Consider the following 16994-nt stretch of genomic DNA (forward strand, 5'->3'; position numbering starts at 1 on the left):
AACCATCGCCGTTGCCATTCCGCTTCGAACCACCTGCCGCCTGCGCTGTTTGAGCAGCAAGCGGCCTAATGCTCCTACAGAGTGGTTCAAAAAAACTGAACCACTACACCGAAGGCTGCGATCTTTTCATCGACCATGAACTTTTATTTAGAAAGCCTGCGCTCTTTTCTTGGCAAAATGCAGCACAACGTTGTGAACTCTTAATCAGGCCAGCCCTATGACCCGCATCTTGACCATCGAAGACGACGCCGTGACCGCCCGTGAAATCGTCGCCGAATTGAGCAGCCATGGACTCGATGTCGACTGGGTCGACAACGGTCGCGAAGGCCTGGAACGCGCGGTGAGCGGCGACTATGACCTGATCACTCTCGACCGCATGCTGCCGGAGCTCGATGGCCTGGCGATCGTCACCACGCTGCGGACCATGGGCGTGGCCACGCCGATCCTGATGATCAGCGCCCTCTCCGATGTTGACGAGCGCGTGCGCGGTTTGCGGGCCGGGGGTGATGATTACCTGACCAAGCCTTTCGCCACCGATGAAATGGCTGCGCGGGTCGAAGTCCTGCTGCGCCGGCAGAACACCGGGACGGCGCAAGCCACCACGCTGCGGGTGGCGGATCTGGAGTTGAACCTGATCAGCCACGAAGCCAGCCGCGATGGTCAATTGCTCACGCTGCTGCCCACCGAATACAAGCTGCTGGAGTTCCTGATGCGCAACACCGGGCAGATCCTGTCGCGGATGATGATTTTCGAAGAGGTCTGGGGTTATCACTTCGACCCCGGCACCAACCTGATTGACGTGCACATCGGCCGCCTGCGCAAAAAGATCGATCCACCTGGCAATGCCCCATTGATTCGAACCGTGCGAGGCTCGGGTTATGTCATTGCCGAACCCGTCTAAAGGCTGGCGCTCTTCCAGCAGTCGTTTACTGGCGCTCTACAGCGCGCTGTTCGTGATCTGGAGCGGCATTCTGATGGGGGTCATGTACTACGAGGTGTCCGCGTACCTGGACAACCTGGCCAAACACTCGTTGATGCAGCGCCAACATCTGTTCTCGCGCTTCCAGGGCGAACAACTGTTGGACGCCCTCGCCGTCAGCATGACCTTCGACATCCGCGGCATCGACGCCTATGGCCTGTTCGATCATCAGCACCGTTACCTGAGCGGCGCCCTGGACCACATCCCCCGTGGCCTGCCGCTGGACGGCAAGATCCACATGCTCAGCGACTGCGCCGACTCCGACGACCCGACGCTGCCCAATGACAGCTGCGACGCCGTGGCGACCCAGACCCGGGACGGACTTTGGCTGGTGTTGGTGCGCGACAACGGCTCGCTGTTTGCCGTTACGCGGATCATCCTGCACGCACTGTTCTGGGGTGTGACGTTGACCATCCTGCCCGGCATCGTCGGTTGGCACTTGCTGCGCCGTCGTCCGCTGAGGCGTATCCGCGCGATTCAGGCCAGTGCCGAAGCCATCGTCGCCGGTGACCTTACCCGGCGCTTGCCGCTGTCCAATCGCCGCGATGAACTGGACATGCTCGCCGCCATCGTCAACGTGATGCTCGAACGCATCGAGCGCCTGATGCATGAGGTCAAAGGTGTGTGCGACAACATTGCCCATGACCTGCGCACGCCGCTGACCCGCCTGCGCGCGCAGCTTTACCGCATGCAACAACAGGCGGGTGAAGGCTCGGCGCAAGCGGCGCAACTGGATCTGGTGCTGGGCGAGGCTGATACGCTGATGGCACGGTTTCGCGGGTTGCTGCGGATTTCCGAGCTGGAGGATCGTCAGCGCCGTTCCGGTTTCGTGCAGCTTGATCCGGTGTCGTTGCTACAGGAACTGCATGAGTTTTACTTGCCACTGGCGGAAGACGATGGCCTGACGTTCGAGCTGCAACTGCCGGAATCCTTGCCGCCACTCAATGGCGACCGCGCCTTGTTGTTCGAAGCGGTGGCGAACCTGTTGAGCAACTCGATCAAATTCACCCCGCCCGGTGGCCAGGTAATTTTGCGTGGAGTCGATGAAAACGGACATACCCGCATCGAAGTCCTCGACTCCGGCCCGGGCATTCCCGAGACCGAGCGCGAGGCGGTGTTCCAGCGCTTTTATCGCGCCGAGGCGGGCAATCTGAAAAGCGGTTTCGGGTTGGGACTGTCGATTGTCGCAGCGATTGTCAGCCTGCACGGGTTTAACTTGGAGGTGGGCAGCAGCGAACTGGGTGGCGCGCGGCTGGTGCTGGATTGTGAGCAGAGTTTGATTCCGCAGACCTGAAAATCAAAAGATCGCAGCCTGCGGCAGCTCCTACAGATGTACACAATCCCTGTAGGAGCTGCCGCAGGCTGCGATCTTAAAAAGCCTACGCCGGGTAGTTAGCCCGCAGTGCCTCAAGCCCACCCTGATAAATCCCGGTGAACAACGCCACCACTTCCTCATCACTCACGCCCACCGGCTCAAACCGACCGGACCAGGTCACCCGCGCGCCCTGCCCCTGCGCTTCAACCTTGATCGTCGCCAGATAATCAGTGGCCGGAAACGGTGCCTGCGAAATCGAGTAGCTGTAGGTTTTCGCGGTGTCGTCGAACGCTTGCAGACGTTCGATGATCACGCCGCCGTCTGCGGTTTGCAGGCTGCGTACCCGCCCGCCTTCGCTGAGTTCACTCTTGGGAATGAACGGCAGCCAGTCCGGCAGCGAGTTGAAACCGCCGATCAATTGCCAGACCTGATCGGCCGAGGCCGGGATGTCGATAAACGCAGATGCTGATGCCATGTAATGTGCTCTCTCAATCAATCAGGTTCAGATTGCCATGCTGTCGACGACGCCGCCGTCGACCCGCAGGGCTGCGCCAGTGGTGGCGGAGGATAATGGCGAAGCGATGTACGCCACCAGATTCGCCACTTCCTCGACATTCGCTACGCGCTGGATGATCGAAGTCGGCCGGGCCGTGCGTACAAAGGCGTCGGCTTCCTCCCGCAGACTACGACCGGATTGGGCAATGGCATCCTTGAGCATCTCCTCCACGCCGTCGGTCAGCGTCGGGCCAGGCAGGATCGCATTGACCGTCACCCCGGTGCCCGCCAGGCGTTTGGCCAGACCATGGGACACCGCCAGATTGGCGCTTTTGGTCACGCCATAATTGAGCATGTCAGCCGGGATCGCGATGCCGGATTCCGAGGACAGGAAAATCACCCGGCCCCAACCCTGCTTGACCATGTCGGGCACGTAATGCCGGGACAGGCGTACGCCGGAGATCACGTTGATCTCATAGAAGCGCGTCCACTCGCTGTCGGGCGTTTCAAAGAAATCCACCGCGTTGAAGATCCCGAGGTTGTTCACCAGGATGTCCGCACGCGGCTCGGCGGCGAAGAGTTTCTCGGCGCCTTCGGCGGTGCCCAGGTCCGCGGTCAAACCGCGCAGTTGTGCATCGGGCACGCTTTGGCGAATGCTCGCCAGCGCCTGCTCAACCTTGGACGTCTCGCGGCCGATCACCACCACCGTGGCGCCGGATTCGGCCAGCGCCTTGCTGATGCCCAGGCCGATGCCGGCAGTGCTACCGGTGACAATCGCCAGTTTTCCGCTCAAATCGATTTTCATGTTCAGGCTCCAATGATTGGCAAAGGTGCGCGTTCGGACACCAGTTTTGCGTCGCGCAGCGCCTGCCAGAAGGCTGCAGGAATCACCGCCGACAACGCCGCCACGTCTTCGGCAATCCGCTCTGGACGGCTGGCACCTGGAATGACTGCCGCCACCGCCGGGTTGGCCAACGAGAACTGCAATGCCGCCGCTTTGATGTCGACACCATGGGCCGCCGCAATGCGCTTGATCTGCTCGACCTTGTTGATGATCGCCGGGCTCGCCTTCTGGTATTCGAAGTGTGCGCCACCGGCCAGGATGCCGGAGCTGTACGGGCCGCCGACCACGATTTCAACGTTCTGCGCCAGCGCCGCGTCCATCAAGCGTTGCAAGGCGCGGTCATGGTCGAGAAGAGTGTAGCGGCCGGCCAGCAGAAAACCGTCCGGCTGCGCTTCGCTCAGATCAAGGGTCAGCTCGCACGGCTCGACCTTGTTTACACCCAGGCCCCAGCCCTTGATCACGCCTTCTTCACGCAGGCGAGTCAGCACTTTGAAGGCGCCGGTGCGGGCCTGGTTGAAGTACTCCAGCCATTGATCGCCGTAGAAGTCCTGGGCGATGTCATGCACCCAGACGATGTCCAGGCGATCGGTTTGCAGGCGATTGAGGCTGTCTTCGATCGAGCGCATCGTTGCGTCGGCGCTGTAGTCATTGACGATCTTGTTCGGGCGACCGTGTTCAAACACCCCGCTCTTCTCGCCCAGATCGCGGGCAGCGGCGTCTTCGACTTCGTCGAGAATCACCCGGCCGACCTTGCTGCTGAGCACATAGTCGTCGCGGTTGTAGCGGGACAATGCGGTACCGAGGCGGATTTCCGACAGGCCCGAACCGTAGAACGGTGCGGTGTCGAAGTAACGCACGCCGGCATCCCAGGCCGCATGGACGGTGGCTTGCGCTTCCTCTTCAGGAATGGCGCGGAACATGTTGCCCAGTGGTGCAGTACCGAAGCCCAGTGCGCCGGGCAGTTTGTCTTTCAAGCTCATGATTCAATCCTCGTCAGTTTCAGTGGTCACGCCTGTCAGGAAGGGCAGTGACCGTTGAGCAGATCCTAGATTGCGATCATCGGACCGTCCAAGACATAATGCGCAGCACTTGAGTCCCCAGAGGTCTGACATGATCGACATCCGCCAATTGCGCTACTTCGTCGCCGTCGCCGAGGAAGAACACGTCGGTCGCGCCGCCGAACGCCTGCACATTTCCCAGTCGCCTTTAAGTCGGCAGATCGCCCAGCTCGAAGAACGGCTTGGCTTGACCCTGTTCGAGCGCAGCCAGCAACGCATTCGCCTGACCCGCGACGGTCAGACTTTCCTCGCCGAAACCCGCGCGCTGCTGACCCACGCCAATCGCCTGGAATCCCTCGGCAAACGCTTGGGCCGTGGTGAGGAAGGCGGGTTGTGCATTGGCTATATCGAAAACGCCATGCATGCGGGCGTCCTGCCCAATGCCTTGCGCGTGCTGCGGGTTGACCGGCCGAATGTGCATGTCGCGCTGTACAACCAAAGTTCTGTCGAACAATTGGAAGGCCTGCGTCAGCGTAGTCTGGATATCGCCCTGGTCAGCGAGCCGCCGACGGACGACGATCCGGACCTGCTGGGTTTTCAGGTGTTGGATGACCCGATGCTATTGGCGCTGCCGGAGGAGCATCCGCTGGCACAGAAAACCGTGCTGACCCCGGAAGATCTCGCCGATCAGGAGTGGATTGGCGTGCAACACCACCAGAATGTCAGCAGCCGCGAAAACTTCGTCAGCGCCTGCATCCGCGCAGGGTTCACCCCGGATATCCGCATGGAAGCCACCGGTCCCTTCACTGCAATGGCGCTGGTGGCCTCGGGACTGGGGATCGCGATGATTCAGAAAGGCTTGAGCCGCAACGCACCGCCGGGCGTGGTGCTGCGGGAAGTGCCGTGGATTTCCCTCACCAGACCGCTGTGGGCGGCATGGCACCGGATCAATCTGCGGCCGTTGGTGGAGACGTTCAGGAAGGTGCTGACGGAGCCTGGGATGAATGACTGATAGCCATCAGCTGATCGCAATCCCTGTAGGAGCACAGCTTGCTGGCGATGGCGCCCGTGAGATCGCTATCGCCAGCAAGCTGTGCTCCTACAAGGTTGGGCTCAACGCAACGCCTGCCCCCGCGTCTCCGGCATCCGCAGATAAACCACCAGGCTGATCGCACTGATCACCGCCAGGTAAATCCAGAACAACCCGCCATAGCCCCAACCCGCCATCGACGCCATCAGGTACGGCGCAGTACCGCCGAACAGAGTCACCGACAAGGCGTACGGCAAGGCGATGCCCGTCACGCGTACTTCAGCCGGGAATTGCTCGGCCATGGTCACTGCCGACGCAGCGCCGAAGCCGGTCATGATCACCATCGACACGGTCTGGATCAGAGTCACTTCCAGCAGACTGATGCCGGTATGCAACAGCCCGAAACTCGGCCAGGCCCAGAGAATCGAGGCGATGGCGAAAGCGATCAACACTGGACGACGCCCTACCCGGTCCGCCAGTTTGCCGGCGAACGGCAGCAGCACCAGCGACACACCGACGGAAATCACCCCGGCCAGCAAGGTGTCGCGGATCGACATGCCGGTGATCAAGTGCACCTGATTCGGATAGCTGACCATCCACACGTAGTTGAGCAGGTTTCCGGCCATGGCGATGCCGATCACGCGCATGGCGTCTCGGCGATGGCTGAACAGCAGTTCGCGGATCGGGCGTTTTTTCGCCTGGCTGGCGATCTTCGATTTGAAGATCTCGGTTTCGCGCACCGACAAACGAATCCACAAGGTAATCAGGCCCATCAACGCGGCAATCACAAACGCCACGCGCCACCCCCAATCGTAGAGCGCGGTGTCGCTGCCCATCGACGCGAGCGCAAAGCCCAGCAGGAACGACACCAGCGTCCCGGCATTGATCGCGAACCATTGCCATGACCCGGCGAATGCCCGGCGATGCGCAGGCGCCGACTCGATCAAGAACGCCGAAGCAGAACCGAATTCACCGCCCGCGGAGAAACCCTGCACCAGTCGCGCAATCACCAGAATGATCGGCGCGGCGATGCCGATGCTTTCATAGTTGGGGCAGATGCCGATCACCAGCGAAGCTACCGACATCAGCAGAATCGACAGCGTCAGGCCTTTTTTACGGCCGTAGCGGTCGGCCAGTTGGCCCAACACCGCGCCACCGATGGGGCGCATGATGAAGCCGACGGCGAACACCGCCAGCACCGACAGCAAAGCGGTTACGCCGTCACCGGCGGGAAAAAACTGCTTGGCGAGGATGGAGGAGAAAGTCGCGTAGATCACCCAGTCGGTGTATTCGACAATGGTGCCGAGGGTGGCGGCGACAATCGCTTTTTTCTCGGCACTGTTGAGTTGACGACCCTCGGATTGCAGGCTCGCCGTGGCAGTGGATGACGGCGACAGTACGCCGTCCACAGTGTTGTGGTTGCTCATTTTCAAGACTCCCGTGGGCGCTATTATTGTTGACCTTGGACGCGGCCTCAGCGTTGTTACGGGAGAAATATCCGGCGTTGCCCGCGTTTCGTGTAGCGAGTTTTCCGGACGGTTCGATTGACTAAATATCAATCCATTGCCTTGAGGTTTTCTCAAGCCACGGGGCTTTAAAACTCGGTTGAAGGGTGAGCGGTGAGCAGCGGTAATGGCAGGCAATCATGGGGCTGCCCACGACCGTCCCCATGCCGTGCTTTGATAAGAAGTGTCCTACGAGGAAACCCGCGATGTTCGACAAGACCAATAGCTTTATCGATGGACGCATGACGCCGCCACTGAACGGTGAATACGTCGACAAGATCGACCCGCGCACCGGCGAAAAACTCAACGAAGTGGCCAACAGCGGCCCCGCCGACGTGGCCATCGCCATCGACTCCGCCGCCGCTGCGCTGCAAGCCTGGCGCGACGTGCGCCCGGCCGAGCGCGGGCGCATCCTCAACGATTTCGGGCGTTTGATCCGCGCCAGCGAAAGCACCCTCGGCGCCCTTGAACGTGCCGAAACCGGCAAGCCTGGCCGGGAAATGGCGCAACTGATGGACCTGACCGCGCAGTACTTCGAGTTCTACGGCGGCATCGTCAATGTCATGGATGGCGAAGTCATCAACCAGGGCCCGAACTACCACGTCTACACCCGCCGCGATCCCTTCGGGGTGATCGGCGTGATCCTGCCGTGGAACGCCCCGCTGCATCAGGCTGCCCGCGCCATCGCTCCGGCCCTGGCCACCGGCAACACCGTGGTGGCCAAGCCGTCCGAGCACACCTCGGCGTCGCTGGTGGAACTGGCGCGCATGGCAATCGAGGCTGGTGTTCCGCCGGGCGTGTTCAACGTGATCGTCGGCAAGGGCAGCGTGATCGGCCCGGCCATGGCGCACAACCCGAACATCCGCAAAATCTCCTTCACCGGCGGCATTCGTGCCGGCCAGGAACTGGGGCACATCGCCGCCGACCGGATTCTGCCGCTGACCCTGGAACTGGGCGGTAAATCCGCCAACATTGTCTTCGACGACGCCGACCTCGACGCCGCCGCCAAAGGCTCGACCCTGGCCTTCACCTGGAACAGCGGCCAATGGTGCGCAGCCGGTACACGCTTGCTGGTGCAGGAATCGATCTACGACCGCTTCGTCGACAAATTGGTGGCCGAAGTCGGCAACCTGCGCGTCGGCCCACAAGATGACGCCACCTCCGGCCCCATCACCACTCACGCGCAATTCGAGAAAATCCAGAGTTACTTCGCCATCGCCGAACGCGAAGGCCTGACCCCGGCCATCGGCGGCAAAGTCGCGAGCCACAAAGGTTTCGAAAACGGCTGGTACATCGAACCGACCGTCTACACCGGCGTGACCAACGACATGACCCTGGCCCGCGAAGAAATTTTCGGCCCGATCGTCTGCGTGATCCCGTTCAAGGACGAAGCCGATGCGCTGCGTATCGCCAACGACAGCGAATTCGGTTTAGGCGCCGGGATCTGGAGCCAAAACATCGGCCGCGTGCACCGGGTCGCCGCGCAATTGGAGGCTGGGCGGATTGTGGTCAACGAATACAGCGGCGGCTTCGTACAAACGCCGTGTGGCGGGTTCAAGCAGAGTGGTTATGGACGTGAGCAAGGGGTGGATGCGCTGTCGCATTACACGCAGCTGAAGTCGGTGATTATTCGGCTTTGAGGTGAATTGCCGATAGACAAAGGCGCAGCAAAAGCTGCGCCTTTTGTGCATCACACAATCCCTGTAGGAGCGAGCAGGCTCGCGATGAGGCCGGTACACTCAGCATCTATGTTGACTGATCCACCGCCATCGCTAGCAGGCTAGCTCCTACAGGTATTGGGTTACCACAGCCCCAGCGCGTACGTGACAATCAGCCGATTCTCATCAATATCACTGGAAAAGTTGCTCCGCGCGCTGGCGTTTTTCCACTTCAGCCCAAGGTTCTTCAACGGCCCGCTCTGGATCACATAACCCAACTCTGAATCCCGCTCCCATTCCTTCCCGGCATCTGCGCGGTTGCGCACCGTGACGTCATCCCCCGACAGATAACGGGTCATGAAGGTCAATCCGGGAATGCCCACAGCAGCAAAATTGTAGTCATACCGCGCCTGCCATGAGCGCTCATCCTGGTTACCGAAATCGTTGATTTGCACCAGGTTGACCAAGTAACCGTCGGTGCCGTTGATGTTGGCGAAACCGGTGTCGCCGCTCATGCGTTGATAACCAAGGCTAAACGCGTGGCCGCTGGCGCTGTAGGTGAACATCGCGCCGAGAGCCGAGTTATCGACGTTGCTGCCGCCGTCGTCGAGGCTGCGCGACCAGCGCAGATCGGAACTCAATGTCTGCCCTTCGCTGATCGTCCATTTGTGATTGAGAGTCAGGAAGTGCTGGCGGTAGATGCCCTCCAGCTCACCATAGTGATACGCCGTACTCAACGATGGCGACCAGCGCCACGTCGCGCCGCCGAAGTCGAAACGGTCGCTCGTGGCATTGCGACCGAGGCGGATGTTGCGGGCCACGCCGTTGTAGACGCTCATGTCTTCGTTGTCGGAAGAGTTGCGCAGTTTGGTCTGGTCCAGCCGGCCGAGGTCCAGGGACAGGTTGTCGATATCGGCGCTGTTGAGCCACGCGCCGCGAAAGGTTTGCGGCAGCAGGCGTGAATCGTTGTACATCACCACCGGCATCTTCGGCAGCAAGGTGCCGACCTTGAGCGTGCTTTTCGCCATGCGTAATTTGCCGGTGGCGCCGAGTGCGCCGTAATCGTCCTCGGCACGCCCACCCGGCCCGCGCGCGGTGTTGAGCAGGCCGGTGCCGGTGCGGTCCGGCGAGGAATCGAGCTTGATGCCCACCAGTCCGATGGCGTCGAAACCGACGCCGATCAGGCCCTCGGTGTAGCCCGATTCGACCCGCAGGATCAAACCCTGCGCCCACTCCTCGGCCTTGCTTTGAGTCACGCCGGACTGGCGAAAGTCGCGATTGAAGTAGTAGTTGCGCAGCTCCAGGCTGGCTTTGCTGTCCTGGAAAATGTCGGCGCAAGCCGGGTTGAGTACAGCGCTCGCCGCAATGCAAACAGCAAGACGTGAAGCCACTGGGAAGGCGTAGTTCATGGACGTATTTCTCTTATTGTTGTCAGGTTCGAACACGCCCTTGATAGACGCGCGAAAGTCGATCCTGAAAGCCGGGCCTGCGCCCGACAATCGAGAAAAACACCCCGCTGCCTTGAGTTTTATTCAAGTGGGTTTAGGCTCAGCGTTAAGTACACTGCGCGCCGCTCCTCCCATAAGAACAAGAGTTTGCCCACTATGGATCGTCTGCCTCCCCTCAATGCCATCCGCGCATTCGAGTCCGTCGCCCGCCATTTGAGCATCACCCTGGCCGCTGACGAATTGAATGTCACGCCCGGTGCGGTCAGTCGGCAGATCCGCACGTTGGAAGAATTTCTCAAGCTGGATTTATTTGTGCGCGGCCACCGCCAGATCACCCTGACCGCTGCCGGCGAGGAATACTTTCGCGCCGTAGCCCGGGTAGTCGAAGACTTGCGCGGGGCAACGAAAAAACTCATGTCACCGCCCCGCCGTCGCCAGCTCAAGGTGCGCGCCTACACCACGTTCGCCATGCAGTGGTTGATTCCACGGCTGGCGAGTTTTCATGCGCAAAATCCGAAGATTGAAGTGCTGCTGACCGCGTCGCTGGAACCGGTGGATTTCTACAAGGAAGACATCGACGCCGCGATCCGCCTCGGGTCCGGTGAGTGGCCGAACTGCAATTGCTACGTGCTCAGCGATAACCAATTGGCCCCGGTGTGCAGCCCGTCGTTGCTGCAACACGGGCCGGGGTTGCAGACGCCCGCCGACATCGCCGGCTACACCATGCTGCATTCGATTGCCCGGCTCGAAGACTGGCGCTATTGGCTGGAGGCCAGCGGCGTCAGCCGCGAAGTCGATGCACATGCCGGCATGACCTATCAGAGTTCGTCGATGGTTTACGCGGCGGCGGTCGGCGGCCAGGGCATCGCCATGGCGCAGCTGTTTCTGGTGAGCAAGGAGTTGCAGGACGGCAGCCTGATCCGGCCGTTCGAGCAGGTGGTGAACATGGGCGTTTATACCTACTACCTGCTCACGCCCAAGCACCGCGAAGAGAGCGATGACCTGCGGATCTTCCGCGAATGGATGCTGGAGCAGGCGCGCATTACTCGCGTTCAGGCTTGAGATTTACTCAACGTATTGGTGTGTAACTCAACTCCGCGACATAGAGAACACTATCAGTTCTGCTAGTACCCGAACGCATCTATAACGCGGATACTCGCACTGCTTGACTTTCATCAGGGAGCCACCGCAATGACCTCCACACAATCCATCAGACTCTGCGGCTACCGCTACGACCCGTTGGACCGCTTAATAAATCAGACCCTATCGAATAAGCCCGCGCATCAGCGCTTCTACCGCAAAAGCCGCCTAGCGACGGAGATACAGGGGATGCTGCAGTATTCGTTTTTCCAGCATAGTGACCATATCTTGGCGCAAATAAAGCGCCAACGAAACGAGAGCGATGTCACGCTGCTGGCTACCGACATGCAACGCTCGGTACTGCAGACATTCAAGGCCAATCATCAGCGACAGTCTCTTGCGTACTCCCCTTACGGCCACCGTCCTGTCGACAGCGAGTTGTCCAGTACAATAGGTTTCAGTGGTGAACGACAAGACCACGTGACAGGACATTATTTATTAGGGAATGGCTATCGCGCGTTCAACCCTGTGTTGATGCGATTCAATAGTCCGGATAATTGGAGTCCTTTTGGGAAGGGTGGGTTAAATTCGTATGTGTACTGCGAAGGAAACCCAATTATCTACACCGACCCGACTGGCCACAACAAATTTTCAGCATTGACAATGGCTAATCTTTCAACATGGGCTACAAGAGCGAAATCAAATTTAAACCTAAGTATTAACCAAATGAATCGCCACACTTCCCGAATCCGACCTTCAGCTATAAAAAAATTAAATGTTTACGCATCAAACAACCATAAAGAACTTGGCTTGCCCGCCGAACTTCAGAGCAGCTCCTATCGCTTTGAAGACAACCCTGGATACACCTTTCACAATTACAAATCCGGAATTAACAGAACACAAATAATGCATCCCACACGACTTGAAAAGCAATTTAACGCAACAACCGGATTGGAACTGGATAGTATAATCAGACAACCATATCACCCACGATATGAGGCTGTAAAAAGCCTACAAGAAGGAAATTCCATCGTTAACATATCCAACCACTTATCGATTCCAAATCCAAGACTTTTGACTGACAATGCACCAGCCTTGAACACCGCATTGTTGTTTGAAAAAATAGACAGCGGACTAACAGGAAACATTCCCGGATTAATGCCCAGCATGTTAATTAAATATATTAGAAACGGCACCGGAGAACTTTCCGCCTTGGCCCCACAACTAAGACAAAAATACCCCCAACTCTTTAATCAAAACAGGAGAGGGTGATTTTTTGCGTTTTAATTTACAGCGGCGAATTTACCAATCGTCTATAACACGTGACATGACATGAATTTTTATCAACTCACCGCGGCGTAAAACTGCGTTGTCGCTGATTTTCCCGCACGGCTAGCATGGGTCTCCAACCATAAAAATGAGATCCACCATGACTACGCCTTCAATCGGTTTCATCGGCCTCGGTGCCATGGGCCAGAAAATGGCCCGCCATCTGTTGGAAAACGGTTTTGAACTGAGCCTGTTCGATCCCAATCCCGTTGCCTTGGCGCCGCTGCTGGCCCGCGGCGCGCGTAGCTTCGCCACGCCTCGCGAAGTAGCCGACCATGCGCACATCGTGCTGGTTTGCGTGCCCACGCCGGACATTGTCGAGCGTGTGATATTGGGTGCCGACGGTGTGATCCACGGCCAGCAGGTCAACATCGTGGTGGACCATTCCACCACCGGCCCGAGCCTGGCCCGACGCCTGCACGCCGAGTTGGCTGAACGCGGTATCGATGCGCTCGATGCACCGTTGGCCGGCGGTGTGGCCGGTGCGCAGAACGGCACATTGTCGGTAATGGTCGGTGGTGAGCGTGGCGCCTATGAGCGCTGCATGCCGGTGTTCGCGGCGTTCGGTAAAAAGGTCGAGCACATCGGCACCGAGCCGGGGCTCGGGCAGACACTGAAACTGGTCAACAACATGATCGTGGCCGCCACATTGGTGGCTACCAGCGAAGCGATGTTGTTCGGGGTCAAGGCCGGGCTCGATGCGCGGCAAATGGTCGAGATGCTCAACGCCAGCACGGCGCGCAGTTTCACCAGCGAACAGATTCTTGCTGGGACGGTGATGCGGCGGGAGTTTGATTTCGGGTTTCGCCTGGATTTGATGCGCAAGGACGTGCGGTTGTTTCTGGCCGAAGCGGAGAATGCCGGTGCACCTGCCTTCACCAGTTCGGTGGTGAAACAGTTCTATGACCAGGCATTGACCGAGGGCGATCCGGCGCGAGACATGACGCAGGTGGTTCAGGTGCTTGAGCGCTTGGCCGGAGTCACGCTGCAAGGTTGACAGACCAACTGAATAAAAATCAAAAGATCGCAGCCTTCGGCAGCTCCTGCATTGATCCCTGTAGGAGCTGCCGAAGGCTGCGATCTTTTGATCTTGCTGTTAATTAATGGCTTGATTTTTTCTCAACCCACCCCGGTTTTTATATCGTTTGTCGGCCCTCCCGCCCTGCCCGACCATGACCTCCAGCGCTCGCTCGCGAGCCCATAACAACAGGAGGTCATCATGAGTTTTTCCACGCCCGTCTGGGCCGCCACCACGCCGCCGAGCCTGCGCGCTTCGCGCCATCGCCGCAGCGGTGAAATCTTCTTTCCTGCCGTGATTGCCGAGTCGCCCCTGAGCGCCGAATTCGACGACGCCGTTCTCGACACCGAAGGCCAGGTCTACAGCTTCACCATCATGCACCCGAGCGCGAAAAGCGGCCTGCCACCGTTCGTACTCGCCTACGTCGACCTGCCCGGCCCGGTACGTTTGTTCGGTCGTTTGATCGACAGCCCTGCGCGCCCCGCCATCGGCGAAAAATGCCGAGTGATTGCCGACGACACCTACGGCTTCCTGTTCCAATCCCTGGAGACACGTCCATGACTCAGATGCATGTAATGGGCGGCGCGATGACCGTCTTCGGCCGTCACCCCGGCGTGATGGCCCCGGAGCTGGCACAACGGGCGATTCTGGATGCGGTGGCCGACGCCGGTCTGCAATTGGCGGATATTCAGGCCGTGTACTGTGCCAACGTACTGGGCGGGATGATCCTCGGCCAGGTGATCTTGCGCGATCTGGGCCTCAAAGGCATTCCGGTCTACAACATCGAAAACGCCTGCGCCAGCGGCGCCACGGCGGTGCATCTGGCGCGTCATGCCTTGCTGGCCGGCCAGTACGAGCGCGTGCTGGTGTTCGGCATCGAGCAACTGACTGCGCTGGGCGGCGGCATGATCCCGATGCAACGTAACGACCGCATGACCGAACTGTACGCCACGGCCGGCATGGTCTTGCCTGCGGTCTACGCCATGCGCGGCACGCGTTTCCTCCACGAGCGTGACGCCAAACCCGCCGACCTCGCCGCCGTGGCAGTGAAGAACCGTCGTCACGGTTCGCTCAACCCTTACGCCCAGCAGCGCACCGAAGTGACGCTGGAAGAAGTGCTCGCCTCGCGCATGATCGCCGATCCGCTGACCCTGCTTCAGTGCTGCCCGTCGCAAGTGGACGGCGCCGCTGCGCTGGTACTGAGCAGCAAACCCGGCTCGCACAAAAAAGACGTGAAAGTGCTGGGTTCGATCATCGTTTCCGGCCTGCGCGAGAGCGGTGACGAAGACATTCTCGACGCTGAAATCACCGCCCGTGCCGCACGCCTCGCCTACGAGCAGGCCGGTGTCGCGCCGAGCGATATCGGTGTGGTCGAGTTGCACGACGCCTTCACCATCGCCGAGCTGCTGTATTACGAAGCCCTCGGTCTGGCCGCGCCGGGTGAAGCCGTCGCGTTGCTGCAGTCCGGCGCCACATCGCTGGGCGGCCGAGTGCCGGTCAATCCGAGCGGCGGATTGCTCGCCAAAGGGCATCCATTGGGCGCCACGGGCGTAGCGCAAATGGTTGAGTTGTTCTGGCAGTTGCAAGGTCGCGCCGGTGATCGCCAGGCCGGCACTCCGCGCCTTGGCTTGGCGCAATGCACCGGCGGCGGTATCGCCGGGGTCGACCATGCGGCGTCCGCCGTGCACATTCTTGGAGTCTGAAGCCATGAACAACTTTTCAATCGGCCAAGTCGCTGTCGTGACCGGCGCAGCCCGCGGCATCGGCCTCACTATTGCACAACGTCTGGCGCAGCAAGGTGTGTTCGTCTACCTGCTGGACCGCGACGAACAGGCGCTGAACAGCAGCGTCGATGCACTCCAATCGCAAGGTTTACAAGTCGGCGGAATCGCTCTGGACCTGACCGAAGGCGAAGCCGTCAACGCCGCTTTCGGGCAGATCCGTGAAGCTCACAATCACCTGGATTATCTGGTGAACAACGCCGGCGTGGTGCGCGACAAACGCTTCCTCAACATGACCGAACAAGACTGGGACCTGGTGGTCGACACCAACCTGCGAGCGCAATTTCTCTGCTGCAAAGCGGCACTGCCGCTGATGCTGGAGAACGGCTTCGGGCGCATCGTCAACATGTCGTCACGGGCCTGGCTCGGCGGTTTCGGTCAGGCCAATTATTCGGCGGCCAAAGGAGGCGTGGTCAGCCTGACCCGCAGCCTGGCCATCGAATTCGCGGCCAAGGGCATCACCGTCAATGCCATCGCGCCGGGCATCGTCGACACACCGCTGTTCCAGAGTTTCGCCCCCGAAGTGCAAGCCAAACTCAAGGACACCGTGCCGGTAAAACGCATCGGTACGCCGGATGACATCGCCAACGCCGTGGAATTTTTCCTCGCCCCGGCCAGCAGCTACGTCACCGGGCAAACCCTGTACGTGTGCGGCGGACGCAGCCTGTCCTCGGCCAATGTGTGAGGTAAACGCCATGTCAGTCACTTTCGAAACACACGGCGCCGTGGCGCTGATCACCCTCGATCGGCCGCAAGCGCTCAATGCTTTGGACATGGATGCACTGCAAGCCCTGCGCGGTCATCTGCTGCAAGTGCGTGACCGTCGTGACTTGCGCGCGGCGGTGATCACCGGCAGCGGCGAACGAGCGTTCTGCGTCGGTGCGGACCTGAAGAGCACGCGAGAGTCATCGGCCTCTTACGCTGAGGCGTTGTTCCTGGCTGACGACGCAGCGGCAGACGCCGGTTTGTACATCCGCTTGATGGACCTGACCGACCTCGACCTGCACAAGCCATTGATCGCCGCCGTCAACGGCCATTGCCTCGGTGGTGGCTTGGAACTGGCCTTGCAATGCGACCTGCGCATCGCCAGCGACAGCGCCACATTCGGTTTGCCAGAGGCGGTGGTCGGCTCTATTCCGGCAGTCAACGGCCTGCATCGGTTGATGCGCGCCGTGCCCCCGGCCCACGCGCTGCAAATGGCCCTGACCGGGGCGCGCATCGACGCGGCGCGTGCCGAGAACATCGGTTTGATCTCTGAACGGCTGGCCACTCGCGAAGCGCTGCTCGACCGAGCGCTGGAGCTGGCGCAATCGATCGCCCGACAGGCGCCGCTGGCAATCCAGGCCTTGCAAACGCTCGCGCGCAGCACCGCGCATCTGAGCGACCGCGAGGCGCAACGCCTGACCGAACTGTATTGGGGTGTGCTGCGCGACACCGAAGACCGCATCGAAGGTCGCCGGGCATTCGCCGAAAAACGCACGCCAAATTACACGGGCCGCTGAACGGCCCGAGGA

At 60.0% G+C, this 16994-nt stretch carries 16 protein-coding genes; 11 read left to right on the top strand and 5 right to left on the bottom strand.

Annotated features, from left to right (window positions below):
* Window positions 1-217: 217 nt before the first annotated feature.
* Complete coding sequence (locus tag ACM110_RS28620) at window positions 218-901, top strand: response regulator transcription factor (protein WP_416130427.1); 684 nt, start codon at window positions 218-220, stop codon at window positions 899-901.
* Entirely contained in the window at window positions 879-2273 is a 1395-nt protein-coding gene (locus ACM110_RS28625; protein ID WP_416130428.1) for a sensor histidine kinase, read from the top strand. The genes ACM110_RS28620 and ACM110_RS28625 overlap by 23 nt, the downstream gene beginning before the upstream one ends.
* Before the next feature lie 85 nt (window positions 2274-2358).
* Here the strand turns inward: ACM110_RS28625 and ACM110_RS28630 are convergent, their stop codons facing one another.
* The 3 genes from ACM110_RS28630 to ACM110_RS28640 are packed head-to-tail and all read right to left on the bottom strand — an operon-like array spanning window position 2359 to window position 4613.
* Window positions 2359-2769, bottom strand: coding sequence for an SRPBCC family protein (locus tag ACM110_RS28630; protein WP_416130429.1), 411 nt, complete (start codon window positions 2767-2769; stop codon window positions 2359-2361).
* Window positions 2770-2796: 27 nt separating this feature from the next.
* Window positions 2797-3594: an SDR family NAD(P)-dependent oxidoreductase gene (locus tag ACM110_RS28635; RefSeq protein WP_416130430.1), complete on the bottom strand. Its 798-nt coding sequence runs from the start codon at window positions 3592-3594 to the stop codon at window positions 2797-2799.
* Between the two features lie 2 nt (window positions 3595-3596).
* On the bottom strand, window positions 3597-4613 hold the full coding sequence (locus tag ACM110_RS28640) for an aldo/keto reductase (RefSeq protein ID WP_416130431.1): 1017 nt from the start codon (window positions 4611-4613) through the stop codon (window positions 3597-3599).
* A gap of 130 nt (window positions 4614-4743) precedes the next feature.
* On the opposite strand from ACM110_RS28640, the gene ACM110_RS28645 reads away from it, so the two are divergent.
* Window positions 4744-5643, top strand: a complete 900-nt coding sequence (locus ACM110_RS28645; protein WP_416130432.1) for a LysR substrate-binding domain-containing protein — start codon at window positions 4744-4746, stop codon at window positions 5641-5643.
* A gap of 101 nt (window positions 5644-5744) precedes the next feature.
* Here ACM110_RS28645 and ACM110_RS28650 read toward each other — a convergent pair whose 3' ends face one another.
* Entirely contained in the window at window positions 5745-7088 is a 1344-nt protein-coding gene (locus ACM110_RS28650; protein ID WP_416130433.1) for an MFS transporter, read from the bottom strand.
* 284 nt (window positions 7089-7372) lie between these two features.
* Here ACM110_RS28650 and ACM110_RS28655 point away from each other — a divergent pair, with 284 nt between their 5' ends.
* Window positions 7373-8806, top strand: a complete 1434-nt coding sequence (locus tag ACM110_RS28655; protein WP_416130434.1) for an aldehyde dehydrogenase family protein — start codon at window positions 7373-7375, stop codon at window positions 8804-8806.
* Between the two features lie 161 nt (window positions 8807-8967).
* Here ACM110_RS28655 and ACM110_RS28660 read toward each other — a convergent pair whose 3' ends face one another.
* A complete protein-coding gene (locus ACM110_RS28660; protein ID WP_416130435.1) occupies window positions 8968-10233 on the bottom strand; it encodes an OprD family porin in 1266 nt (421 codons plus the stop codon).
* Window positions 10234-10428: 195 nt separating this feature from the next.
* Between ACM110_RS28660 and gcvA the strand changes: the two genes are divergently transcribed.
* The 7 genes from gcvA (at window position 10429) to ACM110_RS28695 (ending at window position 16982) form a co-directional block, all read left to right on the top strand.
* Window positions 10429-11334 (top strand): transcriptional regulator GcvA, encoded by a 906-nt coding sequence (gcvA, locus tag ACM110_RS28665; protein WP_416130436.1) that lies wholly within the window; start codon window positions 10429-10431, stop codon window positions 11332-11334.
* Window positions 11335-11463: 129 nt separating this feature from the next.
* Window positions 11464-12624 carry an RHS repeat-associated core domain-containing protein gene (locus tag ACM110_RS28670; protein ID WP_416130437.1) on the top strand — a complete coding sequence of 387 codons (1161 nt, stop codon included), beginning with the start codon at window positions 11464-11466 and terminating at the stop codon, window positions 12622-12624.
* Window positions 12625-12781: 157 nt separating this feature from the next.
* Window positions 12782-13678 carry an NAD(P)-dependent oxidoreductase gene (locus tag ACM110_RS28675; RefSeq protein WP_416130438.1) on the top strand — a complete coding sequence of 299 codons (897 nt, stop codon included), beginning with the start codon at window positions 12782-12784 and terminating at the stop codon, window positions 13676-13678.
* Window positions 13679-13900: 222 nt separating this feature from the next.
* Entirely contained in the window at window positions 13901-14260 is a 360-nt protein-coding gene (locus ACM110_RS28680) for a Zn-ribbon domain-containing OB-fold protein (protein ID WP_416130439.1), read from the top strand.
* Window positions 14257-15402: a thiolase family protein gene (locus tag ACM110_RS28685; RefSeq protein WP_416130440.1), complete on the top strand. Its 1146-nt coding sequence runs from the start codon at window positions 14257-14259 to the stop codon at window positions 15400-15402. The genes ACM110_RS28680 and ACM110_RS28685 overlap by 4 nt, the downstream gene beginning before the upstream one ends.
* Window positions 15403-15406: 4 nt before the next feature.
* Complete coding sequence (locus ACM110_RS28690) at window positions 15407-16165, top strand: SDR family NAD(P)-dependent oxidoreductase (protein ID WP_416130441.1); 759 nt, start codon at window positions 15407-15409, stop codon at window positions 16163-16165.
* Between the two features lie 10 nt (window positions 16166-16175).
* Complete coding sequence (locus ACM110_RS28695) at window positions 16176-16982, top strand: enoyl-CoA hydratase/isomerase family protein (RefSeq protein ID WP_416130442.1); 807 nt, start codon at window positions 16176-16178, stop codon at window positions 16980-16982.
* Window positions 16983-16994: the final 12 nt, after the last annotated feature.

Origin of the sequence: Pseudomonas sp. NFX98, from assembly GCF_047784845.1 — a bacterium.
Classification (GTDB): domain Bacteria; phylum Pseudomonadota; class Gammaproteobacteria; order Pseudomonadales; family Pseudomonadaceae; genus Aquipseudomonas.